The organism is Owariibacterium komagatae (genome assembly GCF_045865535.1).
Classification (GTDB): Bacteria; Bacillota; Clostridia; order Oscillospirales; family Ruminococcaceae; genus Ruthenibacterium; species Ruthenibacterium komagatae.
This window is the reverse complement of sequence record NZ_AP031406.1, coordinates 2,139,990-2,163,285: the sequence shown is the minus strand read 5'-3', so window position 1 is coordinate 2,163,285 and position 23,296 is coordinate 2,139,990. Positions and strand designations below refer to the sequence as shown.

General features: G+C 61.1%; 20 protein-coding genes. 2 read left to right on the top strand and 18 right to left on the bottom strand.

All coding sequences use genetic code 11. The annotated features are described in order from the left end of the window. Positions 1–9: 9 nt before the first annotated feature. The 17 genes from ACKTS9_RS10695 to ACKTS9_RS10615 form a co-directional block, all read right to left on the bottom strand. Positions 10–1,368, bottom strand: coding sequence for an NADH:flavin oxidoreductase (locus tag ACKTS9_RS10695; protein ID WP_349215178.1), 1,359 nt, complete (start codon positions 1,366–1,368; stop codon positions 10–12). Between the two features lie 90 nt (positions 1,369–1,458). Then, positions 1,459–2,472: a LacI family DNA-binding transcriptional regulator gene (locus ACKTS9_RS10690; RefSeq protein WP_407880723.1), complete on the bottom strand. Its 1,014-nt coding sequence runs from the start codon at positions 2,470–2,472 to the stop codon at positions 1,459–1,461. Between the two features lies 1 nt (position 2,473). Beyond that, the gene (gene ilvD, locus ACKTS9_RS10685) at positions 2,474–4,159 is read right to left on the bottom strand and encodes a dihydroxy-acid dehydratase (RefSeq protein ID WP_349215175.1); all 1,686 of its coding nucleotides are present in this window, start codon (positions 4,157–4,159) and stop codon (positions 2,474–2,476) included. 277 nt (positions 4,160–4,436) lie between these two features. Then, complete coding sequence (locus ACKTS9_RS10680; protein WP_349215174.1) at positions 4,437–5,612, bottom strand: iron-containing alcohol dehydrogenase; 1,176 nt, start codon at positions 5,610–5,612, stop codon at positions 4,437–4,439. A gap of 182 nt (positions 5,613–5,794) precedes the next feature. Then, entirely contained in the window at positions 5,795–7,126 is a 1,332-nt protein-coding gene (locus ACKTS9_RS10675) for an MATE family efflux transporter (RefSeq protein WP_349215173.1), read from the bottom strand. Positions 7,127–7,139: 13 nt separating this feature from the next. Next, complete coding sequence (locus ACKTS9_RS10670; protein WP_349215172.1) at positions 7,140–8,228, bottom strand: SGNH/GDSL hydrolase family protein; 1,089 nt, start codon at positions 8,226–8,228, stop codon at positions 7,140–7,142. Positions 8,229–8,240: 12 nt separating this feature from the next. Then, complete coding sequence (locus tag ACKTS9_RS10665; RefSeq protein WP_407880719.1) at positions 8,241–9,149, bottom strand: N-acetylglucosamine kinase; 909 nt, start codon at positions 9,147–9,149, stop codon at positions 8,241–8,243. A 13-nt stretch (positions 9,150–9,162) separates the two neighbouring features. Then, positions 9,163–10,695: a glycoside hydrolase family 3 protein gene (locus ACKTS9_RS10660; RefSeq protein WP_407880716.1), complete on the bottom strand. Its 1,533-nt coding sequence runs from the start codon at positions 10,693–10,695 to the stop codon at positions 9,163–9,165. A 13-nt stretch (positions 10,696–10,708) separates the two neighbouring features. After that, positions 10,709–11,857 (bottom strand): DUF1343 domain-containing protein, encoded by a 1,149-nt coding sequence (locus tag ACKTS9_RS10655; protein ID WP_349215169.1) that lies wholly within the window; start codon positions 11,855–11,857, stop codon positions 10,709–10,711. A 15-nt stretch (positions 11,858–11,872) separates the two neighbouring features. After that, the gene (locus tag ACKTS9_RS10650; RefSeq protein ID WP_407880714.1) at positions 11,873–12,568 is read right to left on the bottom strand and encodes a PIG-L deacetylase family protein; all 696 of its coding nucleotides are present in this window, start codon (positions 12,566–12,568) and stop codon (positions 11,873–11,875) included. Positions 12,569–12,586: 18 nt separating this feature from the next. After that, on the bottom strand, positions 12,587–13,546 hold the full coding sequence (locus tag ACKTS9_RS10645; RefSeq protein ID WP_407880711.1) for a GNAT family N-acetyltransferase: 960 nt from the start codon (positions 13,544–13,546) through the stop codon (positions 12,587–12,589). Then, complete coding sequence (locus ACKTS9_RS10640) at positions 13,547–14,746, bottom strand: anhydro-N-acetylmuramic acid kinase (protein ID WP_407880709.1); 1,200 nt, start codon at positions 14,744–14,746, stop codon at positions 13,547–13,549. Further along, on the bottom strand, positions 14,743–15,606 hold the full coding sequence (locus ACKTS9_RS10635; RefSeq protein WP_407880707.1) for a carbohydrate ABC transporter permease: 864 nt from the start codon (positions 15,604–15,606) through the stop codon (positions 14,743–14,745). The genes ACKTS9_RS10640 and ACKTS9_RS10635 overlap by 4 nt, the downstream gene beginning before the upstream one ends. A 16-nt stretch (positions 15,607–15,622) precedes the next feature. Further along, positions 15,623–16,537 (bottom strand): carbohydrate ABC transporter permease, encoded by a 915-nt coding sequence (locus ACKTS9_RS10630; RefSeq protein ID WP_407880704.1) that lies wholly within the window; start codon positions 16,535–16,537, stop codon positions 15,623–15,625. Positions 16,538–16,667: 130 nt separating this feature from the next. Then, entirely contained in the window at positions 16,668–18,086 is a 1,419-nt protein-coding gene (locus tag ACKTS9_RS10625; protein WP_407880702.1) for an ABC transporter substrate-binding protein, read from the bottom strand. Between the two features lie 29 nt (positions 18,087–18,115). Next, positions 18,116–19,060 carry an N-acetylmuramic acid 6-phosphate etherase gene (gene murQ, locus ACKTS9_RS10620; RefSeq protein WP_407880700.1) on the bottom strand — a complete coding sequence of 315 codons (945 nt, stop codon included), beginning with the start codon at positions 19,058–19,060 and terminating at the stop codon, positions 18,116–18,118. A gap of 284 nt (positions 19,061–19,344) precedes the next feature. Further along, positions 19,345–20,211: a MurR/RpiR family transcriptional regulator gene (locus ACKTS9_RS10615; RefSeq protein WP_349215165.1), complete on the bottom strand. Its 867-nt coding sequence runs from the start codon at positions 20,209–20,211 to the stop codon at positions 19,345–19,347. Between the two features lie 247 nt (positions 20,212–20,458). On the opposite strand from ACKTS9_RS10615, the gene ACKTS9_RS10610 reads away from it, so the two are divergent. Together ACKTS9_RS10610 and ACKTS9_RS10605 are read left to right on the top strand one after the other, a co-directional pair. Further along, positions 20,459–21,238 carry an alpha/beta hydrolase gene (locus tag ACKTS9_RS10610; RefSeq protein ID WP_407880697.1) on the top strand — a complete coding sequence of 260 codons (780 nt, stop codon included), beginning with the start codon at positions 20,459–20,461 and terminating at the stop codon, positions 21,236–21,238. Then, entirely contained in the window at positions 21,235–22,686 is a 1,452-nt protein-coding gene (locus tag ACKTS9_RS10605; RefSeq protein ID WP_407880695.1) for an arylsulfatase, read from the top strand. The genes ACKTS9_RS10610 and ACKTS9_RS10605 overlap by 4 nt, the downstream gene beginning before the upstream one ends. A gap of 62 nt (positions 22,687–22,748) precedes the next feature. Here ACKTS9_RS10605 and ACKTS9_RS10600 read toward each other — a convergent pair whose 3' ends face one another. Continuing rightward, positions 22,749–23,294 (bottom strand): hypothetical protein, encoded by a 546-nt coding sequence (locus tag ACKTS9_RS10600; RefSeq protein ID WP_407880693.1) that lies wholly within the window; start codon positions 23,292–23,294, stop codon positions 22,749–22,751. Positions 23,295–23,296: the final 2 nt, after the last annotated feature.

Genomic DNA, 23,296 nt, shown 5'->3' with positions numbered 1-23,296 from the left:
CCCTCCTTTTCAGGTGCGGTGCTCGCGCACCACAGCTTCGGCATTGTACTGTTTGAACAGCGGCGCGTACAGTGCGCCGTCCTTGATGACGCAGCCCGTGCGGCCGTGGTCGCGCATGATCTGCGTGCACATGCTGCAGGTGACGCAGCACTTCTGGGGGTCCATGGCTCCCTTGGTCATCAAATCGTGGGGCGCGTCAGGATAGGCAAAGCTCTCCCGGCCCAGGCCCACAAAGCTGCAGCTGCCGTCCGCCAGGTTGGCCGCGCCCACATAGGGCAGGAACTGGCGCAGCCAGGTGTAGCCGTTGCCCACCACCGGAATGTCGCCCGCGGCTTTCTGCACCGTGCGCGTAAAGGAGAACAGACGCGCCATGCTCTCCAGCGGATGCTCCTGCGGCGTGGGGATGCCGTAGCTGGATTTATCAAAGGGACGCGTGACCTGCGGATAGATGTAATAGGGGTTGCCGCCGCTGTTGGAAAGCAGGTCCACACCGTTTTCCACCAGCATTTTTACCAGCGCCGCGGGCTCGGTGGGGTCAAATTTCCACATGTCCTCCTTGTCGCAGCCGAACCCGTAGGGATAAGGATGGGCGTCGAACACATTGAACCGGCAGGCTACGATGAAGTCGTCGCCCACGGCTTTGCGCACGGCCTGCACGGTCTGGCGCAAAAAGCGGCTTCGGTTTTCAAAGCTTCCGCCGTACTTGCCCTCACGGGTGTGGCTGGCCAGCAGCTCGCTGAGCAGATAGCGGTGGCAGCTTTTGATGTCCACGCCGTCAAAGCCCACTTCCTTTGCCAGCAAAGCGCTCTGCACATAGCGCTCGGTCAAAGCATCCAGATACTCGTCGGTGACGATGACCTCGTCCCCTTTGCCCAGAATGGGGTCGTGCTGGGGCACCAGCGGCCGGGCGATGTGCCCTTCCGGACGGCTGTACCGGCCCGAATGGGTCAGCTGCAGAATGTTCACGGGGCGATGGTCCGCGCCGTTCTTGTCCGCGGCGGCGGCATTGGTCTTTTTCAGCAGGGCGGCGAATTTGCTGCGGTTGGATGCGGTGAGCATCATCTGCAGCTCATTGGCGCGGCCCTCGGGCACCACGGCGCAGGCCTCCCACCACAGCAGGCCGGCTCCGCCGGAGGCGAAGCGCAGATAGCGGCGCTCCACCAGTTCGCTGGGAGAGCCGTCGGTCTCGGAATCGCACCCCTCCATGGGCAGAACGGCCATGGAGTTGGGCGCCGTGCACCGGCCCACCTTTCTGGGCTGGAACAGGGGGCTCAAATCTTCGGAAAAGGACAAATCCGTCCCCAATTCTTTGGCCTTTGCTCTCACCTCATCCAGTGTTTTAAAGTTGAATTTCTCGTGTGCGGCCATAAACAATGGTCAACCCCTTTCAAAAGTGAGCGGGAGAAACCCCGCAGTTGTTTTGGAACGTGCGAAGCTGCGCTTCGCCCGGAAACCTTCTCAGCGTGTGGAACGGCGTACGATCAGGTCCACTCCCAGCACGCTGTGCACCGGCGGCGGCAACTGGCCGTTCTGTTCCTTGTAGCGGATCTGATGGATCAGATTTTTGGTGGCCACGGCCCCCATCTCGTACAGCGGCTGTGCCACCGTGGACAGCGGCGGTTCCACCATGGAGGAAAGACTGACGTTGTCGAACCCCAGCACCGACACGTCCGCGGGGATCCGAAGTCCCATGTCGTGCAGCGCGTGCATGACCACAAACGCCTTGGGGTCGCTGGCGGCAAACACCGCGGTGGGCGGGTCGGGCAGCGCCATGACCTCCCGGGTCAGGCGGTCGAAGCTCTCCACGCCGCTGGTCTCCCGCAGCACCAGCGCGTCGTCCAGCGGGATGCCCGCGTCTTCCAGCGCCCGGCAATAACCCCGGAAGCGCTCGCGGTAAAAATACAGCTCCTCCCGGCCGCTGGCCAGAGCGATGCGCCGGTGCCCGGCGCCGATCAGATACTGCACCGCATCGTACGCGGCCTTGAAATTGTCCACGGCCACAATGTCCAGCCGGTTCACATCCCGCTCCTCAAAACGGTTCACCAGCACCAGCGGGAACCCCTCGCCGCGCAGCGCGCGGATGTGATCGGCCCGGCCCATGCTGGAACAAACCACAAAGCCGTCGATCCACTGGGTCTTCATTTTATCGATGTACGCCTTTTCCACCGTGTCGTCCTCGTTGGTGTTGCAAAGCACCACCGTGAACCCGCTGCGGCGCGCCACGTCCTCCACGCCCCGCGCCATCTCGGGAAAAATCGGGTTCTGCATGGACGGTACCATCAGGCAAATGGTGTTGCTTCGCCCGGACTTCAGGCTTTTTGCCAGCACATTGGGCCGGTAGCCCGTCTGCTGCACCGCCTGCAGCACCTTCTGACGGGTGGCCTCGTTCACATAGCCCTTCGCATTGAGCACGCGGGACACCGTGCTGGCCGAAACCCCGGCCTGCCGGGCCACTTCCTTGATATTTGTCATCTCAGCTCTCCTTTTCCGGGGGCGTTTCATCCCGGTCCCAGTAGACCGTGGCGCCGCGGTGCGCGGAGGTGCACTCCTTGCGGTACAGCCGCAGCCAGCCCGTGGCCGGCTTGACCACCGGGGTCCACTGCGCCCGGCGGGCCGCAAACTCCTCCTCGCTGACGTCCACGGTCAGGGTGCGTGCCTCAATATCGATGTGCACCCGGTCACCGTCCCGGATCAGTGCCAGATTGCCGCCCTCATACGCCTCGGGGCTGACATGGCCGATGGCCAGGCCGCCGGTGGCGCCGGAAAAGCGCCCGTCGGACACCAGCGCGATCTGCGTGCCCATGCCCTTGCCCAGCACAGCCGCCATAAACGTTTCCATGTGGGGCATGCCCGGACTTCCCTTGGGGCCCTCGTAGCGAATGATGACCACATCTCCGGCGACGATCTCATCCCGGAGCATGGCGTGCCAGGCTGCGTCCTGGGAATCGTAGCATTTGGCCGGGCCGCTGAACGTCCAGGCCGCAGGGTCCACCGCACTGAACTTGACGATGGCGCTGTCGGTGCCGATGTTGCCGTGCAGCACCGCCAGACCGCCCTGCTGGTGAATGGGGTCCGACACCGGGTGGATCACATCCCGGTTCCGGTTTTCCGCCCGGGCCGCCTTTTCCCCGATGGTTCCGAACATGCCTTTGGAGGCGGTGTCGATCTTTCCGGCGGCGGCCAGCTCTTTGACCACCGCGCCCAAACCGCCCGCGGCCTCAAACTCTTCCATGGTATAGCTGGGATGGTTGGGATAAATGGTGCTGATGACCGGGACCTGCCGGCTGATGGCGTCGAAGGTCTCGGGGCGGATATCGCAGCCCGCCTGCCGGGCAATGGCCGGGATGTGCAGCACACTGTTGGTGCTGCCGCCGGTAGCCATCATGTACCGCACCACATTTTCAAAACTGCTCTGATCGATGATGTCGCTGGGCCGCACCCCGTTTTTCACCGCTTCCATCACTTTGGCCGCGGCCTGCCTTGCCAGCTGGTGCCATTTGGGCGTCTGGCTGCGGGTGCTGGCGTTGTCGTGGGGAGAAAGGCCCAGAATCTCCGCCATGGCGCACATGGTGTTGGCGGTTCCCATAAAGGGGCACGCGCCCGGGGTGGGGCATGCGTTTCGCACAATGGCCTTGTAATCCTCCCGGCTGAGCTTGCCCTCCACATAAGCGGCATAGGCCTGTTTTGTGTGGGTCAGCGTCAGCATGCGGCCCTGATAATGGCCGGCTGCCATGTACCCGCCGGTCAGCATCACCGTGGGGATGTTCACCCGCAAAGCACCCATGATCATGCCGGGCACCACTTTGTCGCAGGTGGCCAGAATCACCATGCCCTCCAGCATGTTCAGCTCGGCCACGGTCTCCACCTCGCTGGAAACCATGTCCCGGGCGGGCAGGGTATACCGGTCGCCCGGCGTGTTGGAGCAAATGCCGTCGCACACGCCGGAGATGGGAAGCTCCAGCGCCAGGCCTCCTGCCCGGTAGATCTCTTCTTTCATCTCGCCGATCACATCTTTGAAGGGATAGTGGCCCGGGTTCATCTCGTTCCAGGAATTGATCAGCCCGATGATGGGGCGCTGCGCATCCTCTTCAGAGATGCCCATGGCATACAGCAATGTGTTGCGGTGGTCCAGCGATTCCTCATTCCATTCACGGATCATGACACAGCCTCCTTCTTGTGCTTCTTTGTTCCGCCCGGCGGTGGACCGAACGCAATTTGTGGTATCGTTTGCAGAAAAAGAACCAGAAAAATGAGTGTGAAAACAGACGAAAAACATCTGCAAGCACACTCCTTATTTAGTTATATAGTACGCTTCCCTTATTTTTGCTGTCAATATCCCGCACTTTCTTTCTCTTTAATGCACAAAACCCCATATGAAAAGGTTTGCAGAAAGACGAATCTCAAAAAAAGAGGAGGCACTTGCCTCCTCTTTTTTCTTATCGATACGCTCTGCGGAACACCTCAGCGCAATCTTCGTCGGTCATCTCGCAGGGGTTGGCCGCGAACAAACCGCCCTGCATGGAGCGCGCGCCTTTGGCAAGCGTCATGCATTCGTCCACGGATACGCCGTAGTCGCTCATCTTCAGGTCCTGCACGCCGCAGGCTTTCTGCAGATCCAGCAGCGCCGTCACAAATTCTTCGGGGCGCACGGCATCTTTCCGGCCCATGGCCCGGGCCATTTTCACGAACTGATCATCGCAGGCATGCTTCTCCAGGAAAAACCGTGCAAAAGCCTCGGAAATCATGATCAGGCCTGCACCGTGCGGAATGTTATAATGATAGGCACTCAGCGAATGCTCCATGCTGTGCTGGGCGGTGGTACTGGTCAACTGCATGGTGATCCCCGCCATAGTGCTGCCGTAAGCCACGTGTTCCCGGGCTTCCAGGTCCTGCCCGTTCGCCACCGCACGGGGCAGATACGCCGTGATGTGCTCAATGGACGACAGCGCAATTGCTTCGCTGAGCACATTCACGCCCCGGGACATCATCACTTCCGTGTGATGGAACAGCGCGTCAAAGCCCTGGTAAGCCGTGTAACGGGGCGGCACCGTGCGCATCAGTTCCGGGTCCACAATGGCCAGCACCGGGGTCAGCCGGGGGGCGCCGAAGCCGATTTTTTCCTGCGTCTGCCGGTTGGAGATGACGCCCCAGCAGTTTACTTCCGAGCCGGTGCCCGCGGTGAGGGTCACGGTGACGATGGGCAGGCCGGGGTTGGGCAGCGTCTTTCCCTTTCCGGTTCCGCCCACCACATAGTCCCACAAATCCCCTTCATTGGTGGCCATGGCGGCAATGGCCACCGAGGAGTCCAGCACCGCACCGCCGCCCAAAGCCAGCAAAAAGTCGCAGCCGTTGTCACGGGCAGCCGCCGCCCCCTCCATGACCATTTCACGAACGGGGTTTTCCATTACTTTGTCAAACAGAACCGTTTCCACACCAGCCTGCGCCAGCTGAGCCAGCGTGCGGTCCAGCGCGCCGCTGACCCTGGCGGATTTTCCGTTGGAGAGAAGCACCAGCGCTTTTTTGCCGGGCAGGTCCTGTTTTCCCAGCAGGTCCAGCGTGCCGCAGCCAAACAAAATGCGGGTGGGGTTATTGAAATCAAACGTCAGATTCATGGAGAAAGCCTTCCTTTCCTGTAGTTCTTCTCCACGATCATAAACCCTGGAGCAAACTCCAAGTCAAGGCTTTTTTCATTCTCCCGTAAAAGGGCCCTGGTTGCTTCCCATTCGTTTTTTGCAAAAGAGCCCGAAACATACACCAAAAAGGAGCTGCTTTTCCAAAAAAGCAGCTCCTTTTTTCATCGAAGCACGTCCCGGGTGCGCCATGCGCCCTGCCGGAAACGAAGGAAGAACAGCAGCGCGCGGAAACCCCAGTCCAAAAAGATGGCCATCCACACGCCCAAAACGCCCAGGCCAAACCCCTGCGCCAAGACGTAGCTGCCGCCGATGCGGAACACCCACATGCTGGCAATGCTGACCTTCATGGTAAAGGCCACATCTCCCGCGCCGCGCAAAGCGCTGGGCAGGCAGAAGCTGGGCGTCCACAGCAGCGCTGCAAACACACAGTGCCAGTGCATCAGCTGCACCGTGGCCGCCTGAGTGGGGCCGGAGAGATTGTACAGCCCGACCACCGGATCAAGGCAGAGCCAAACAGCCGCGTTCAGAACCGCCATGGACAAAAACGCGGCTTTCAGAAGGCGTTTGGTATCCAGCGCCGCTTCATCCGGACGCCGGGCGCCCATACAGCGGCCCACCACCGACAACAGTGCCAGACTGATGGCGCTTCCCGGAATGGTTGCGATGCAGGCGATGTTTCCGGCCGCGGCATTGGCCGCGATGGCCACGGTGCCGAACCCGGCAACCAGACGCTGCACCAGCAGTTTGCCGATTTGAAACATGCCGTTTTCAATGCCGCTGGGCACGCCGATGCGCAAAATGGCCGCCACGGTTCTGGCCTGCGGTCTGCACGCCAGGCCCGTTCGCAGGGAAAAAGGCGTGTGCCGATGCCACAGAAACGCAAAAATAACCACGGCAGCCACCGCGCGGGCGACCAGCGACGCAACAGCCGCGCCCGCCGCGCCCATGCCCCGGCCGTAAATCAGCCAGGCATTGCCTGCCACGTTGATGCCGTTCATCAAAACAGCGACCCACAGCGAGACCCCGGTGGCGCCGATGCTGCGCAAAAGCGCCGCCCCGGCGTTGTAAATACCCAAAAACGGAAAACTGAAGGAAATGATGGTGAAATAGGCCAGCGCCTGACGCATCACTTCCTCTTCCACACCACCGAACAGGCCCCGCAAAAGCGGTTCCCGAAACCAGAGACCTGCGGCGGCCATGACCACCGCCACACCGCCGGTGATCCAAACCAGATGCCCGGCGGCCCGGCCGGCGCTGTCCGCGTCGCCCCGGCCCAGGTGCTGGCTGACCACCACCGCGCCGCCGGTGCACAGCGCGGCAAACACCTGCAAAAGCAGAAAGGAAATGGAATCGGACAGCGCCACGCCGCTCATGGCGGCCTCGCCGCAATAGGCAACCATCACCGTGTCCGCCATGCCCACGGTCACAGCAAGAATCTGTTCGCCGATCAGCGGCCAGACCAGACGGTTCAGCTCACGCCTTGTAAACAACATGGTTCAGCCCTTCTTATCCCAGCATTTTCTCCAGCAGCGGCACCAGATTCTGCGCCAAAACGTAAAAGCCCAAATCGGTCAAGTGGCTTCCGTCCACGGTGGCTTCCGCGCCCGCCGCCCCCAGCAGGGCCCGACCGTCCGCAAAGAAGATCTGCCGGTCTCCCGCGGCACGGCGCTTTTCCACCTCCTGGTGCTGAACAGCGGCATTCTTCTCCGCTTCGGCGGCAATGGTGCCGTTCCAGAGCGAGGCCGGACGTGCGGTTGCGGACAGCACCAGCACCGGCAGCTGCGGCGCGTAGGCCCGCACCGCGTCCAGAAAGCGGGGCAAATTCTGTTCCAGCAGTCCTTCGGGCGCGGCATTGGCCTCAATGTCCACCACCAGCGCCCCCAGATCCGGCAGCGCGCAGATGGCCCCCGCCAGATCCGGCATTCCCACGCCGTTGCCGGAAAAACCCAGATTGTAACAGGGTGCATCCAACATCCGGCTCAGCAGGGCCGGATAGGCCATGCCCGGATGACTGGCACACCCGCCCTGTGTGATGGATGTGCCGTAAAACGCCACGCCCCGGCGGGAAAATGCCGGCGGAGGCTGCAGCTGCGCCCCCGGGGCAAGCCCCACTTCCACGCTCTGCACACCGATGTACAGCGGCAGGTGAATGCGCACCTGTGTGTGCGGCACAAGGTGTTCCGCCAGCCTGCAGCAGAAGCTTCGGTCCGCCACCGGAAATTTTGTCACCCCGGCAAAGGCCCAATCCCCGCCGGGCACACGGACGTAACAGTCGCATCCGCATTGGGCGGCGGCAGTCATATGACTCATATAGGGCGGCGCATCCACCTGCGCGCGCACCCATACCTCCGGGCTGTCGGTCACAAAGTCCAGCGAGGCGCCCGCCGTGTGCCGCGCCAGTTCCACCAGTGCGGGACGTTTGTCCCGCAGCACCGGCAACAGTGCTTCCGGCAGACGGTTCCAGGAATTCTCCGCCTCAAAAAAGCCCAGGCCGCGCACCTGAATGGGTGCATGGGGCACGTCCAGCCAGACACACCCCTCTCCGTCTCCGCGGGCCGAGGCCATGTTTTTGTCAAATTTTGCGGCATCTGCCATGTCGGCTCCTCCTTATCGCAGCATCTCCCGGGCCAGCAGCGCCGCGCCCATGGCCGCGTCCTGCCGGGGAAGCACCGCAGTCAGGCCCGGTTCCAGCCGGGTCAGCTCTTGGGACAGGCACTGGCGCAAAAATGCATCGTTGACCAGTGCACTGCCCGCCAGCGCCAGCTCGCCCTGCTCCAGCTTCAGCCGGCGGGCGACCGCCTCTGCCAGACGGGCCAGTTCCCGGGCGGCACGGCGGTAAATGGCCAGTGCGGCCGCGTCGTCCGCAGCCGCCGCCTGCGGCAAAAGCCGGGCCAGCGCCGCAATGTCCCGCTTGGTGCACTCCGGCACATACACAAAGGAAACAATGCCGGCCGCGTCCTGCACGTTCAGCGTTTCACAGACCTGCTTCGTCAGGCAGGTTTCGGGGCCACGGCCGTCCCAGGCTTCGATCACCGCCCGCAGCACGTCCCGCCCCATGGCGTAACCGCTGCCCTCGTCATCGATCAGATGCCCGAAGCCGCCGGAGCGCGCCTCGCGCCCGTCGGCAGTGCGCCCGGCACAAATGGAGCCGGTGCCCGCAATGAGGATCAGCCCTTCCGGCCGGCCCAGCGCGCCCGCCAAAGCCGCCATGTGGTCCCCGGTCACCTGAACCGGCCCCGCATAGCCCGCTTCCTGCGCGCCTGCGCGCAGAACCTGCGCCGCAGCGGGATTGCTGACCCCGGCCGCCGCAATGCACACAGCGGCCGGCGGGCCGCCTGCCTGGCGCCCGGCCTGTTGCAGAATGTCCCGCACCACCGCCCGCACCCGGTCCGGTGTTTCACTGTTCAGATTCAGCGCGCCGCCGCCCACCCGGAACAGCGGTGTGCCCTCTGCGTTCATGGCCTGCGCCAGCGTTTTGGTTCCGCCGCCGTCCAGGCCCAGCACATACAGGCCCATGGTCCTGCCTCCTTTATAAACCGTTCAAACTTCCCGGAGCATCCGCTCCGCGAAGCACCTGTTCCACCGCGTCAAAGGACAGGGGCGTGTACTCAAACGCCGCCAGCTTCCAAGCTTTTTCGGAAAGCGCGGGCAAATCGTAGGGATTGCGCAGCGCCACGGCAATCACCTTGCGCCCGGCCTCGCACAATGCGTTCACCAGTGCCAGCTGCCCCCGGTTCAGGTGGGCGTTGTAAGTCCCGGCCACCACGGTCTGGCCCGGCCGGGTCGCCTGCAGCACCGCCTGAATATCCGCTTCAGCGGGCTGCACCGGCGTCACTTGAAAGGCCGCGCCGAAGCGCCCGGCCAGCGTCTGCGCGAAGGTGTTTCCGTCATCCGGCGCGCTGGAAGCAAAGGTGGCCCGGTAAGCGGGGCACCCCACAAAGAACGCATGTTCATCCACCGGCGGCAGCACCCCGTTTTCATCCAGCCGGGTCATGGCCTGTTCCATGATGTGCCGGGCGGCTTTGCGGTGAAGCGCACAGCCCACTTCCTCCCAGGAGGCGGCAGCGCCGGCAAAACGCTGTTTCGCCGCCAGCACATGGGCCACGGCCTCATCCACCCGTGCCATCGGCAGCGAACCGTCCATGACCGCCTCATAGGCCAGGTCCAGCGCCCGCAGCGCCAGCGCGGGCGTATGGGAAATACACGCCAGGTCCAGGCCTGCTTTCAGCGCAGCCACAAAGCCCTCGGGCGTGCCGTAATGATCCTGAATGGCGCCCATCTCCAGGCAGTCGGACACGATCAGACCCGTAAAGCCCAGTTTTTCCCGCAGAAGCCCCTGCAAAATGGCCGGGGACATGCTGGCGGGCAGATTCTCTTTTTCCAGCGCCGGGAACAGGATGTGTGCCGCCATGATGGCGGGCACGCCCTGTGCGATGGCACGGCGGTAGGGCACCAGCTCGCAGTCCATCAGCTCATCCAGTGACTTTTCCACCCGCGGCAGACCCAGATGGCTGTCCACGCTGGTGTCGCCGTGACCGGGAAAGTGTTTTGCCACAGGCAGGACCCCGGCTTCCACATGGCCCCGAATGCACGCCAGCGCAAAGTCGGACGCCGGCCCGGGCTCACTGCCGTAGGCCCGGACCCCGATTACCGGGTTCTGGGCGTTGGTGTTCACATCCATCACGGGCGCAAGATTGCAGTTCATGCCCAGAGCGGCCAGCTCCCGGCCCGTGTACAGCGCCGCCTTGCGGACGTTTTCCACATCGCCCGTGGCCGCGATGGCCATGGCCGACGGAAAGGACACCGCGTCTGCGGTGAGGCGCGCCACCACGCCGCCCTCCTGGTCAATGCTGAGGATGGGCGGCACACCGGTGGCATCCTGTACCCGGCGGCGCAGTTCCTCGCACAGACGGCGCGTCTGCGCGGCGGACTCCAGATTGTGGGCAAACAGCACAATGTTGCCCGCTTTGTATTCTTCTATCAGGCGCAGCGCTTCGGGGCCCGGCGTGAGGCCGGGAAACCCGAACATGATGAGCTGGCCCAGTTTTTCTCGCAGCGTCATGAACAGCATCCTTTCATTCATACAGATGGCTGGCGCGTTTTTCCCGGGCGAAGGCGGCCTCCTCGGCCGCGTACTGCTCCAGGATCTCCGCCAGAGGCACCTTCCGGTACAGCTGGTCGTCCCCGCCCAACAGCTTGATGTGGGGCTGCGTGGCCGGAGGAAGCACCGTGCGCCAGGCAAAGTCCTGCGGCCAGCGCTTTTCCACTTCATACAGCAGTTCCAGCGCCGTGCGCACCGGACGCAGCGACCGGGCGTCGGTGACATGCAGCTGCACGCCGCCGCACAGCTGCCCCGCATTTTTCTGCAGGGAAGGGGTGAACCACTGGGGCCGGAACAGCACGCCCGGCAGCGCCTTTTGGTTCATGGCCGCCGCCAGCGCGGCCGGATCGTCGATGTACGGTGCGCCGATCAGTTCCAGCGGCGCCGCAGTGCCGCGCCCTTCGGAGAGGTTCGTCCCTTCAAACAGGCAGGTGCCGGCATACAAAAGCGCCGCCTCGAACCGCGGCAGGTTGGGCGAGGGCATCACCCACAAAAGGCCGGTATCCGGCCAGAGCATCTCCCGCCGCCAGCCCGCACAGGGCACCACGGTCAGCTGCGCGCCCAGCGTTTGGTTGGCCATGCGGGCGAATTCGCCGATGGTCAGCCCGTAGCGCATACACAGCGGGTAGCCGCCCACAAAGGAGGTGTACTCCGGCTTCACCCGGTTGCCCTCCACCACATTTCCTCCCAGGGGGTTTGGGCGGTCCAGCACGACCACCGGTTTTCCGGCCCGGGCGCAGTCTTCCAGCGCGTACAGCAGACTGTAGATGTATGTATAATACCGGCTGCCCACGTCCTGAATATCATACACCAGAACGTCGAACGCATCCAGCATTTCCTCGGTCAGCCGCTTGGAATCCTTTCGGTAGAGGCTGTACACCGGCAGGCCCGTGGCCCTGTCCCGGGTGGTGGCGATCTCCGCGCCGGGCGCCTGATCGCCCCGCACGCCGTGCTCCGGCCCGAACAGAGCCGTCAGGCGGAACCGGCTGTTCAGCAGATCCACCGTGGACCGGAACCGGGTGTCCAGCCCGGTGGGGTTGGTCAAAAGGCCGACGCGCCTGTTTTTCAGCAGATCGTCGTAGCGTCCGCTCTCCCACAACACGTCAATTCCGTAACCGACCATTGTCTTTCTCCCCTTTTACAGCGTGGTCACCAGGCGGTGATTTTCGTCCGGGATCATGAAGCATTCCGCCCGGCCGGTGCGCGCCTCAATGCCGCGCACACGGCTGAGGGCGTCGTAATACTCCATGTAGGGAAAGCTTTTGCTGTGTACGGCGAACCAGTGAGCCGTGATCGCTTCTTTCCACAGCTCGTATCCCTCGGTCACATCCAGATACACATAGGGCTGGAAGCCCACCGCATCCTCCCAGTTTTCCGCAAAATACAGCGTTCGGGCGAAATGGGCGGGAAGTTCCCGCTCAAACCCGGCAATTCCCGCGTAAAAGCGCGCGTCTTCCACAATGCGGTGGCATGCCGCGTGGTCCTTGTGCATGCTGTTTTTGTGATGGGTGATGAGAATGTCCGGCTTGACTGCGCGGATGATGTCGCACACTTCAAACCGCACTGCGTCGTCGTCCGGCAAAAGGCCGTCGGCGTGATCCAGCACATAGGCGCGGCCGCCCAGTTTCCGCGCGAAGGTCTCGGCCTCGCTCACTTTTTTGGCCCGGTATTCGGCCACATCCGCGCCCGCGGGCGCGCCTTTTTCCCCGGCGGTGAGCGCCAGCGTGGCCACCGTTCCGCCCTGTTTTGCACAGGCGGCCAGCAGCATGCCGGCGGTCAGTTCCATGTCACCAATGTGGGCGCCGATAGCCAGAATGGTATGTTTTGTCTCCATACAGTGTCTCCTCTTTTCTCAAAGCGCTTTGCGCAGAATGCCGAACGTGCGTACGACCTCAAAGCCCGCGCGCTGGTAAATGTGCCGGGCGGGATTTTTCTCGCCGGTGAACAGGGACATATACTGGGCTCCGGCGGCCTGCTCCGCCTCACACAGGCGATAAAACAACAGCGTTCCCAACCCGCGCCCCTCGTGGGCGGGCGCCACGCCGATGCCTGTAAAATAGCCGCGGCCGCCCGGTTCCGGATACACCGGGCCCGCAAAGCCCACCACGCTTCGGCCGCACAGCGCCGCCAGAAACGGCGTTCCGTCCGCCGCACAGGCGGAGATTTCTCTCTCCCACTCGGAATTTCCAAGGGTTTTGAGCAGTCCCTCCAGGTCGGTGTGGACCGCCGGGTCATACAGCTGAATCCAATAATTCTGTTCTGCCAGCGCATTCTGTTTTTCCTGCAGTGCAGCGGGCAGGCGGAAATCCCCCAGCTTCAAATACATGGCGCACTCCCGCGCGCGCTCGTCGTAACCGCGTGCGCGCATGCGCCCATAGGCCGGTCCGTCCACCCAGCAGCCCGGCACATTGTTGTGGGTGTGCCCGGGTGTGCCCGGAATGATCCAGGGCAGATGGATGGGGTTGAAAAACAGCACGTCGGCCATGGTGCAGCCGGCAGCGGCCAGAGCCTGTTCCAGCCCGTCCAGCAGCAGATCAAACCCGGCGTCGGTTGCATCGTCTGTCACCACGCAGGAAAGGTATCCTCTCTGCGCGCCGCCGGGCAAATCGTCCCCAAAGGCGGCGCACCCAAACCCGTGCAGGCTTCCGTCTTCCAGCACCAAAGCCAGCGACGGGTCAAAATGCGGATTGCGGAAGATCGCCCGGTCCATCTGCGCCGGCGTCATGGGCGCATATCCCCAGGCGGGGGCGGCCCGGTTCCACAGGGTGTACAGCGCGGGCACATCCTGTTCTTCAAAGGGTCTCAGCTTCATTTATTCCACTCCTCCCGGAAAGGACAGTTTTCCCAAAACAGCGGGGTAACGCGCGCCTGTCACCGAAGGCATGGCCGAGGGCACGCCCCGCAGCGTGCAGTCCGCCAGCAGGGCAAAGGCCACCGCCTCTTTTGCGTCGCTGCTGTGGCCCAGTTCTTCCTGGGTCTGCACCCGAATGCCCAACGGCTCCAGCGCCCGGCGCACAAACGAAACCAGGGTGGGGTTGTAACTTCCCCCGCCGCCCAGAATCAGGCGGGCGGGCCGGGTGCGCGGCATCACATATTCCCGCACGGCCGCGGCAATGCTCTCGGCCGTCAGTGCGGTGGCGGTGGCCACCAGGTCCTCGCCGGACAAGCCCAGCGCACGGCCGCGGGCCAGCAGGTCATCCACGTAATCGGCGCCGAACATCTCACGGCCGGTGGTCTTGGGAGGCGGCGTGCGGAAATAGGGGTGGCGCAGCAGCTCTTCCAGCAGCGGCGCGCACACCCGGCCGCGGGCGGCGGTGCGGCCGCCTGCATCCATGGTCTCGCGGCCGTCCGTCAGCCGGGCCATCAGCCCGTCCATGACCATATTGCCCGGGCCGGTGTCAAAGGCGGACACCTCTTCGGCCCGGCACCCGGCGGGCAGCACCGTCACGTTTCCAATGCCGCCGATGTTCTGCAAAAGCACGCATTCCGTTTCGCTGCGATACAGCAGAAATTCAGTAAAGGGCACCAGCGGCGCGCCCTGACCGCCTGCGGCCAGATCCGCGGTGCGAAAATCGCTGACGCAGGGAATGCCCGTCCGCTGGGCGATCACATCGCCATCCCCCAGCTGCACGGTAAACGCGGGGTCCCCCTGGGGTTCATGCCACACGGTCTGCCCGTGGGAACCGATGGCATCCACATCCTGCGGGGTCAGCCCCGCTTCGCGGATGGCGTGCAGCGCCGCTGCCGCATACGCTTCGCCCAGCTCCATGTTCAGTGCGCCCAGCAGGCGCACGGTGGCTTTTTCGGGGCTGAATGCTTCAAAAATACGGCTGCGCAGCTGTGGTGCAAAGGGCGTATTGAAAAAGGCCAGCAGCTCCGCCGCAACGGCTTCGCCCTGGCCTGTCACGGACACCACCGCGGCATCGATGCCATCCACCGACGTGCCGGACATCAGCCCCACCAACACGCGGCGGGGCTGATGCAGCAGCGGAAAAAACGCGGGGCGGGTCATCCTTTGACCGCGCCGATGGTGACGCCCTCCAAAAAGTATTTCTGAAGGCTGAAGAACAAAATAAACATGGGCAGCGCCGAAATGGTAGCGCCGGCCATCATCGGTGCAAAATAGGTGGTGTTGGCAAACTTGAAGTTTTTCAGGCCCACCTGAATGGTTTGCATATAGTCCTTGCTGGTCATCAAAAACGGCCAGAAGAAGTTGTTCCAGCTGTTCATGAAAGTCAGAATGGCCATGACCGCCAGCACGGTTTTGGACAGAGGCAGAATGATTTTCCAATAAATCTGCAGCTGATTGCAGCCTTCGATTTTCGCGCACTCGATGATCTCGGTGGGAAGGCTGGACATGAACTGTTTGCACAAAAACACATTGTACGCGGTCACAAAGGTGGGAGCCACCAGCGCGGCGTATGTATTGTCCATGTGCAGGCTGTTGACCATCAGCATATACAGGGGGACCTGTGTGACCTGATAGGGGATCATCATGGCGCACAGCAGCGCGAAGAACAGAAAGCGTTTGCCCTTGAAGCGGATTTTGGCAAAGGCATAGCCGGCCAGGCTGGCGAACAGCACATTGCCCAGCACGGTGATGACGCCCACGATCAGGCTGTTGAGCAGCCAGCGCGCGGAATAGGGACTGAAGTCAAAGAAAAACTTGTACGAGTCCAGCGTCAGCGTGGTGGGGAACAGGCTGTAGGAAGCGCCGCCCGCCTCCACCGGAGCGCCGAAAGAGGAAACGATCATGTAATAGATGGGAAACAGCGTGGCCGCCGCCAGCAAAATCAGGACCAGTGCAATGAGCCCGTTGCGCACCCAGCGCAGCCAGGGGCGGTTGAGATGCTGTGAATACAAACCGGACATAAACGCTCCTCCTCTCTTAATATTCCACGTCTTCGCCCATCAGTTTGAACTGAAGCAGCGAGATGGCAGCGATGACCACGGCCAGAATCAGCGCCTGGGCGCAGGCCAGACCATAGTCCGAATACTTGAATGCGTTGTTGAAGATCATCAGGCCTACCATGGTGGTTGCATTGTCCGGGCCGCCGCCGGTCATCATGTAAGCATTCATGAACACCTGGAAGGAACCGATCACGCCCGTGACCAGCAAAAACAGCGTGGTGGGTTTGACCAGCGGCAAAACGATGAACCACACCTTCTGCAGGAAGGTGGCGCCGTCCAGATCGGCGGCTTCAAACAGGCTGGAGGGCACGCCCAGCAGCGCGGCCAGATAGATGATGATCTGTGTGCCGTGTCCGGCCAGCAGCGCCATCAGAATCAGGCTGAACATGGCGGTGTCCGAGGAACCCAGCCAGTTGACGTTGCTGATGCCGAAATTGGCCAGCAATGAATTTAAAAGTCCCGTGGGCAGCGGATCGTAGATCCACAGCCAGACCACCGACAGCGCCACGCCCGAGGCGACCGCCGGCAGGTAATACATGGATTTGAACAGGGACTGAACTTTCTTTTTAAAAGGAAGAATCAAAATAGCCACAATAAAGGAGATGCACAGCGACAGTGGCACAGTGAACACGGTGTACACCAGCGTGTTCCAAATGGATTTGTAAAACAGACTGCTTGAAAAAGTGGTTTTATAGTTTTCCAGCCCCACGAATGTGGAGCCCAGCGGTTTGTATTTTTCAAAACTGGTGAAGAAGGCGCTGATAACGGGGTATACCGTAAAAACGCAGAAGACGATCATCGCCACCGCAATAAACGCATAACCCCACATATCCTCGCCGGTGAGGCGCCATTTTTTGCCGGTGCTGTAATTCAAAGAAGCGGTTTTCTTCATAGCAAATGACCTCCTGCATTCTGGATATACGGCGGATAAGCGCGCTGCTTTGCGCGCCTGAAAAAAAGAAAGAGCCGGCCCGGCGCCTTCCGGGCCGGCTCTTTGTGATCGTTTTTTCTCTTTTAAGGGGTTAGTCCTGCACGACGCCGTCTTCGCCGAAGGTCTCGATGGCGGCTGATTTCACAGCCTCATACATCTCTTCGGGAGTGGTCTCGCCGGCCAGCAGTGCCTGGAACTTCGGCACGATGACCTCGTCCATCAGGCGGGTCGCCTGAGCGGTCATCTCTGCGGGGATGTCGGGGCGGGCTTCTGCTGCCTGGCTGGTCAGCAGCTCCATAGCTTTGGCGTTGTCCTCGCTGCGGGGCACGGTGTTTTCAATGGCGGCCATCGCAGTGCGGGAACTCTCGCTCAGGCCGGACAGGTACAGTTCGTTGCAGGTAAAGGCGGCGGGTTCGCCGGACGCCATAAAGTACATCGCTTTCATCACATTGGCCTGATGCACAGGGTCGGGTTCCTCTACCGTGCGGAACATGCCGTAACCTGCGGCGGAACCCTGTGCCTGCTGCTCCTCACCGAAGAAGGTGGGAACCGGCAGAACCACATACTCAGCCTCAATACTTCCTTCTACAGCGGTACCGTCGTTGGCGGCCAGTTTCTCATTGTTGGCTACAGCCAGACCTTCAAAGTTGGCAAGACCTTTGCCGAAGATCATGGTCTGTCCGGTCAGGAACATGTTCCAGCGCTTGCCGGCGTCCACGCTGCTCATTTCTTTCGGGGTGGAACCGTCATCGATGATCTCGCGGATGCACTTCAGCAGCTCCAGGAAGTTCTTGCTGGTGTAGGCAAACTTCAAATCTTTGTCAAACTGAGCGGGCATGCCGGCATTCTTAACCATGATGTTCAGGTAGTCCGATGCGGTAACGCCTGCACAGGCGAAGATAAATCCGTAGTGGTCATCGGTGGACCCGGCTTTGATGGCTTCGCGGAACTCTTCATAGGTCCAGCCATTCTGCTGCACGGACTTCCAGTCAATGCCTGCCTCTTCCAGCATGGCTTTGTTGCCGCCCAGGCACTGAACGGAAATGTAAACGGGCAGACCGTACAGCCCTTCACCCAGGCGATAAAACTCCAGCGCGCTCTCGTCAAAATCGGCCAGCTGCTCCTCGCTGACCAGCTCGCTGATGTCCACCAGCAGGCCGGAATCAGCCAGTGTGCCCACGCGGTCGTACTCTACCCACGCAATATCGGGCGGGGTGCCGGCGTTGACCTGAACGTCCAGCTTTTCTTTGTAGTCCTCCCAGCTGGCCGTTTCAAATTCCAGCGTCAGGTTGGGATACATTTCGTTGAATTCCTTTGCCCAGACGGACAGCTGATCCTGGTAAGTGGTGGATACCGGAGGCAGCAGCATGGTGATGGTATCGGGCGCGTCAGTCGCCGTACCGGACGCCGTGCCGGACCCGGCCGTGCTGGAGCTGGCACCGCCGCCGCATGCCGTCAGTGCGCTCACGGAAAGGGCCAGAGCCAGAACCATTGATACAAGTTTTTTCATCGTTCGATCCTCCTATAGTTTTTTTATTGTCAAGCCATTCGGCTGTGCAATACGGAATCTTCCGGGGAATCCCCGTTGTCTGCCAGTGCCCGCCGCAATACGCCGCCGTACCCGGCCAGTTTCTGTTCGGCCTGCTCCCTGGGCAGCCCGCTTTTCAGCATCATGATGGCCAGCTTTGTATTGTTTCCGGCCTCCTGCAGCGCCCGGGCGGCCTGCACTTCGCTCACCCCTGTCACCTCGCGGATGATGCGCTGCGCCCGGTCATACAGTTTGCGGTTGCTGGGGTTCAGGTCCACCATCAAATTGCCGTAGACTTTTCCCAGCTTGATCATGGTGCAGGTGGTCAACATATTCAAAACCAGTTTTTGCGCGGTGCCGCTTTTCAGGCGGGTGGACCCGGTGATCACTTCCGGTCCCACATTGGGTGCAATGCACACGTCGCACAGAGCTTCCAACGGTGTGCCCGCGTTGGTCACAACTCCCACTGTGCGGGCCCCGCGCCGGCGGGCCTCTTCCAGCGCCGCCAAAACATAAGACGCGCTGCCGCTTGCCGTGATGCCTACGACCACATCTTTTTCGGTGACGGCCGCTTTCTCAACGGTTTCCACGCCCTGCTCGCGGCTGTCTTCGCATCCCTCCACCGCACTGCGCAGCGCTTTGTCGCCGCCGGCAATGAAGCCCTGTACCATCTCGGGCGGGGTGCTGAACGTGGGCGGGCATTCACTTGCGTCCAAAACGCCCAAACGGCCCGAAGTTCCTGCCCCCACATAAATCATCCGTCCGCCCCGGCTCAGCGCCTCATACAGCAGATCCACCGCACGGGCAATCTCGCTCAGCTGCGTGGCCACCGCCTTCGGTACTTCCATATCCTGCCGGTTCATCAGCGTAACCATCTCCAGCGTGGTGCACAGATCGATGTCTTTTGTCTCCTGATTTCGTTTTTCCGTGCCAAGCTTGGACAGATATTGATTCATGATCGGCTCCTCCTTACGAGAACGGTCCGAGGGCACTTTCCACAAAAGTTTTGCCCTTTTCCGTTCGTTGCAAGTTCAGAATAACGGTTTTGCTCCAAATTGTCAATAAATTATGAAAAAATATTTTATTTTTAAATTTATTTTTGTTGTTTTGCTTCAAAAACAACTTTCCTCTTTGGCATTTTTGCACAAGAGAACGATTACAGCTCAAAAAATAACATATTTACGTAAAAAATAAAAGAGGTCGTATCAAAACGACCTCTTTTTCTTCTCTTTTCCGCGAATTATTCCCTGTGGCGGGAGGACAGCGCATCGTGGGTGCGCTCCAGATACTCCTTGATCTCATCGTACTGAGCGCTTGCCACGCCGGAAAACAGGATGTCCACCAGATTGAGCATGGCAATGCGGCTGCCCATGGCCCCGCTGCGAAACGTAACTTCCGGAGTGGAAATGCGCAGCACCACATCCGCGCCCAATGCCAGCGGGCTTTTGCTGTAGCGTGTCAAAGCAATGCTTTTGGCGCCGGCGGCGCGCACCAGTTCCAGCGCATCCAGAATTTCCGCGGTGGTGCCGGAATTGGACACCAGAACCGCCACATCCCAGGACTTCAGCAGCGCGGCGGCGGTCTGCATGCTGTGACCGTCCACAAACGCCTGACAACGCTTGTTAATGCGCATGAATTTCTGCTGCGCGTCCGCGCACACAATGCCGGATGCACCCAGCCCATACCAGTCGATACGGGGCGCCGCGCACAGCAGCATCACCGCCCGCGCCATCTGTTCCTTGTCCAAAACGCTCAATGTTTCTTCGATGGAACGTCGGTTATTAAAAGATACGTTTTCAATGATCGTGGCCAGGTCGTCCCCCGGCCGAATGTCGGTATACCGGCGTTCCTCGGCAACGCTCTCATCCGAGCCCAGCGCTGCCGACAGGCTGAGAATAAAATCCCGATAACCCCGGTAGCCCAGCGTTTTACAAAAGCGCAGCACAGACGCTTCACTGGTGCGGCTGTTGTGTGCCAGCTGCTTGATGGACATGGATTTCACCGTGGCCAGCCGCGGCTCCACATATTCCGCCACGGTTTTTTCCACCCTTGTCATCGTAGGTTTTGCGTCTCGAATCCGGATCTCGACGCTGTTGCTCTGTGCCATATGCGCTTCCTCCTCCCCGCCCGCCTTCCGGGCCGGGCCAATTATGACAGTTTTTTTCAGCATACATAATTTTTTCGAAAAAAACAAGTCCCATTCCCTTTTTTGGTTTATAGAAAGCTTCCGGAAAGAAAAAACTGCTGTTTTGCACAAGTTTTGAAAATATTTTTTATAAATCTTTGATGTATTGCATTTTTATTTCACGCATGCTAGCATACCAATAGATCAATGAGAAAGCAGAGGGTGCATCATGGACCTGATTCAACTGGAATTCTATGCGCACAGTCTGGGCGGCGCTGTCCGCGTGAACGTACTGTTGCCCTCGCCCTCGCCGGAACGGCTGGAAGCGCAAGGTCCGGCCGCCGTATACGCACAGGAAGCCGGGCGAAAATGGCCGACACTGCTGCTTTTGCACGGTATGCAGGGCAACGAAAGCGCATGGCTGCGCCATTCGATGGCGGAACAATCCGCCGCGCAGGCCGGGGTGGCGGTGGTGATGCCCGGTCTTTTGAACAGCTACGGGTTTGATCTTGGGTTTGATCTGTCCTTTGAACAATATCTGCGCACGGAGCTTCCGGCCTTTCTGGCCAGCCGCCTTCCGCTGGATCTGTCCCCGGCTCAGTACACCGTGGCGGGACTGTCCATGGGCGGTTTTGCCGCTTTGCGGCTGGCAGCGCTGGACCCGGGCCGCTACGCTGCCGCCGGCAGCTTTTCCGGGGCGGTGGAACCCTGGGGCGTGGTGCAGCGCCGGGGCGAAAAGGCCGCGGGAGCGGTTTTGGCACACACCGACGCTTTGGACGGTCTGCGCGGCACGCAGCCTGTCTATCTGGCGTGCGGCCAGCAGGACGCACTGGTGCTGGACATGAACCGCCGCCTTCACCAGCGCCTGGAAAGCGCCGGCATACCGCACACCTATGAAGAATGGTCCGGAGGCCATGAATGGACTTTTTGGGATACTGCCCTGCGCCGCTTTCTGACCTGGCGTGCGCAGCATCTGTCCCCTTGCAGCGAAAGGAAGGAATTGCAATGAACGAACGGCCCAATATTGTATTGATTGTGACCGATGAAATGCGGGGCGACTGCATGGGCGTCGCCGGACATCCGGACGTGAAGACGCCTTATCTGGACTCTCTGGCGGACATGGGCGTCTATTATCCCAACGCCTACTCCCCTTGCCCCAGCTGTGTACCGGCGCGGGCAGTGCTTCACACAGGGCTTTCTCCCCGGCACACCGGCCGGGTGGGATACCAGGATTGTGTGGAGTGGAACTATGGCTGCACCATGGCGGGCGAACTGACGCGGCAGGGGTACCAGACGCACTGCGTGGGCAAGATGCACGTGTATCCGGCCCGCAACAGCATGGGCTTTTCCAGTGTGGAACTGCACGACGGATACCTGCACTACGGCCGGTTCCCCGGGGTGGATTACCACGAAAACCAGCAGATCTCAGACGATTATTTTTACTGGCTGAAAAACGAAAAGGGCATCGCATGTGATGTGACAGACTCCGGCGTGGAGTGCAACAGCTGGGTGGCCCGGCCCTGGCCCTACGAGGAGGCGCTGCATCCCACAAACTGGGTGGCCAGCCGCAGCATTGACTTCCTGCGCCGCCGCGACCCGCGCAAACCGTTTTTCCTGATGGTGAGCTTTGTGCGGCCCCATGCGCCCTACGACGCGCCCCAGTGCTATTTTGACATGTACCGTGACCGTGCCCTGCGCGCTCCGGCCAGGGGCGACTGGGACCGTGAAGACTGGTTGCAGCGGTACGGGCGGCGCTACAACGCAGCCACCGGGCCATCCGACCCGGAGCTGATCCGCCAGCAGCAGATCGGTTACTATGCCTGCATCACCCACATGGACCATCAGATCGGACGGATCTGGATGTCACTGGTGGAACACGGGCTGCGGGACAACACAGTGATCCTGTTCACCAGCGACCACGGCGAAATGCTCAGCGACCATTGCTGGTGCCACAAATCGCTGCCCTATCAGGGCAGCGTCCGAGTGCCGATGCTGGTAGCCGGCCCGGAGAAATACATTGGTCCCGCGGGCCGCACGGACCTGTCGCTGGTGGGTCTGCAGGACGTAATGCCCACCGTTCTGAAATTGGCAGACGCGCCGGTCCCGGCTCATCTGGACGGCGAGAACGCACTGGAAGGCACAAAGCGCACCTGGCTGCACGGAGAGCATGTATTCCGCTTTGAAGACCGCTCCAATCAGTTCATTGTTACCAAAACCGACAAATACGTGTGGTTCTCTCAGACCGGGGAAGAGCAGTATTTTGACCTGGAAAACGACCCCCAGGAAACCCACAATGCCATTGAAGACCCCGCGCATCAGGCGCGAATCGCCCAGCTGCGGGGCTACCTGATCGAATCTTTGAAAGACTCTGAGGAGGGTTATTCCGATGGCGAACACCTGATCGTGGGGCGCCCGCCGCAGGAGTGCCTGTCCAACGCCACCGCGGAAAACGTTTAAAAACAAAGAGAAGGAAAGTGGCGCCGCATCAGCGGCGCCACTTTCCTGTTGTATTCGGGCTTTTATTTCTGCGCCAAGATCCGCTGCGTCAGCTCCCGGATGGGACGCACACAGGGGTCTGCTGCATCGATCTCCACATAATGTTCCAACGCTCCCCGAATGCGCTTTTCCCGCACCGGGAACGCCTTTGCACGGTAGCGCCGGGCGAACGCCTCGTCCACGTGAACCACCCGCCACAGCTTTGCCGCCGGGCAGTTATGCGCCAAAAACGTATCGTGCCCGTTCGCCAGATTCTTCACTGCGTTTTCCAGCTTATCCGGGCGAAACCACAGGGGCTGCTGCGGCCCCACGTTGCCTTCCAGCGGGCCTGTGACTTCAATATACACATTGGTTCCCACCACGTGCAGGTCTGCGTCTCCCTTTTCAAAGCCATTTTTCGAGGCACTTCCCGCAATGTACGCGGTGCTTTCGGCACCCAGACCGCAGGGCTCTACCTGACGGCCTGTTTTTCGCTCCAGATATTCCGCCAGCACCGCCTCCCGCTGGGTGGAGCGGTCCCAGGTGGACTGATAGCGATCTTTCCAGTAATTCTCATCACACTGCGCCATCG

Bases quoted from the DNA above. Each gene is read 5' to 3' on its own strand.
- ACKTS9_RS10695 (WP_349215178.1), bottom strand. From the start codon at position 1,368: ATGGCCGCACACGAGAAATTCAACTTTAAAACACTGGATGAGGTGAGA.
- ACKTS9_RS10690 (WP_407880723.1), bottom strand. From the start codon at position 2,472: ATGACAAATATCAAGGAAGTGGCCCGGCAGGCCGGGGTTTCGGCCAGC.
- ilvD (WP_349215175.1), bottom strand. From the start codon at position 4,159: ATGATCCGTGAATGGAATGAGGAATCGCTGGACCACCGCAACACATTG.
- ACKTS9_RS10680 (WP_349215174.1), bottom strand. From the start codon at position 5,612: ATGAATCTGACGTTTGATTTCAATAACCCCACCCGCATTTTGTTTGGC.
- ACKTS9_RS10675 (WP_349215173.1), bottom strand. From the start codon at position 7,126: ATGTTGTTTACAAGGCGTGAGCTGAACCGTCTGGTCTGGCCGCTGATC.
- ACKTS9_RS10670 (WP_349215172.1), bottom strand. From the start codon at position 8,228: ATGGCAGATGCCGCAAAATTTGACAAAAACATGGCCTCGGCCCGCGGA.
- ACKTS9_RS10665 (WP_407880719.1), bottom strand. From the start codon at position 9,149: ATGGGCCTGTATGTGCTGGGCCTGGACGGCGGCGGAACCAAAACGCTG.
- ACKTS9_RS10660 (WP_407880716.1), bottom strand. From the start codon at position 10,695: ATGACGCTGCGAGAAAAACTGGGCCAGCTCATCATGTTCGGGTTTCCC.
- ACKTS9_RS10655 (WP_349215169.1), bottom strand. From the start codon at position 11,857: ATGGTCGGTTACGGAATTGACGTGTTGTGGGAGAGCGGACGCTACGAC.
- ACKTS9_RS10650 (WP_407880714.1), bottom strand. From the start codon at position 12,568: ATGGAGACAAAACATACCATTCTGGCTATCGGCGCCCACATTGGTGAC.
- ACKTS9_RS10645 (WP_407880711.1), bottom strand. From the start codon at position 13,546: ATGAAGCTGAGACCCTTTGAAGAACAGGATGTGCCCGCGCTGTACACC.
- ACKTS9_RS10640 (WP_407880709.1), bottom strand. From the start codon at position 14,746: ATGACCCGCCCCGCGTTTTTTCCGCTGCTGCATCAGCCCCGCCGCGTG.
- ACKTS9_RS10635 (WP_407880707.1), bottom strand. From the start codon at position 15,606: ATGTCCGGTTTGTATTCACAGCATCTCAACCGCCCCTGGCTGCGCTGG.
- ACKTS9_RS10630 (WP_407880704.1), bottom strand. From the start codon at position 16,537: ATGAAGAAAACCGCTTCTTTGAATTACAGCACCGGCAAAAAATGGCGC.
- ACKTS9_RS10625 (WP_407880702.1), bottom strand. From the start codon at position 18,086: ATGAAAAAACTTGTATCAATGGTTCTGGCTCTGGCCCTTTCCGTGAGC.
- murQ (WP_407880700.1), bottom strand. From the start codon at position 19,060: ATGAATCAATATCTGTCCAAGCTTGGCACGGAAAAACGAAATCAGGAG.
- ACKTS9_RS10615 (WP_349215165.1), bottom strand. From the start codon at position 20,211: ATGGCACAGAGCAACAGCGTCGAGATCCGGATTCGAGACGCAAAACCT.
- ACKTS9_RS10610 (WP_407880697.1), top strand. From the start codon at position 20,459: ATGGACCTGATTCAACTGGAATTCTATGCGCACAGTCTGGGCGGCGCT.
- ACKTS9_RS10605 (WP_407880695.1), top strand. From the start codon at position 21,235: ATGAACGAACGGCCCAATATTGTATTGATTGTGACCGATGAAATGCGG.
- ACKTS9_RS10600 (WP_407880693.1), bottom strand. From the start codon at position 23,294: ATGGCGCAGTGTGATGAGAATTACTGGAAAGATCGCTATCAGTCCACC.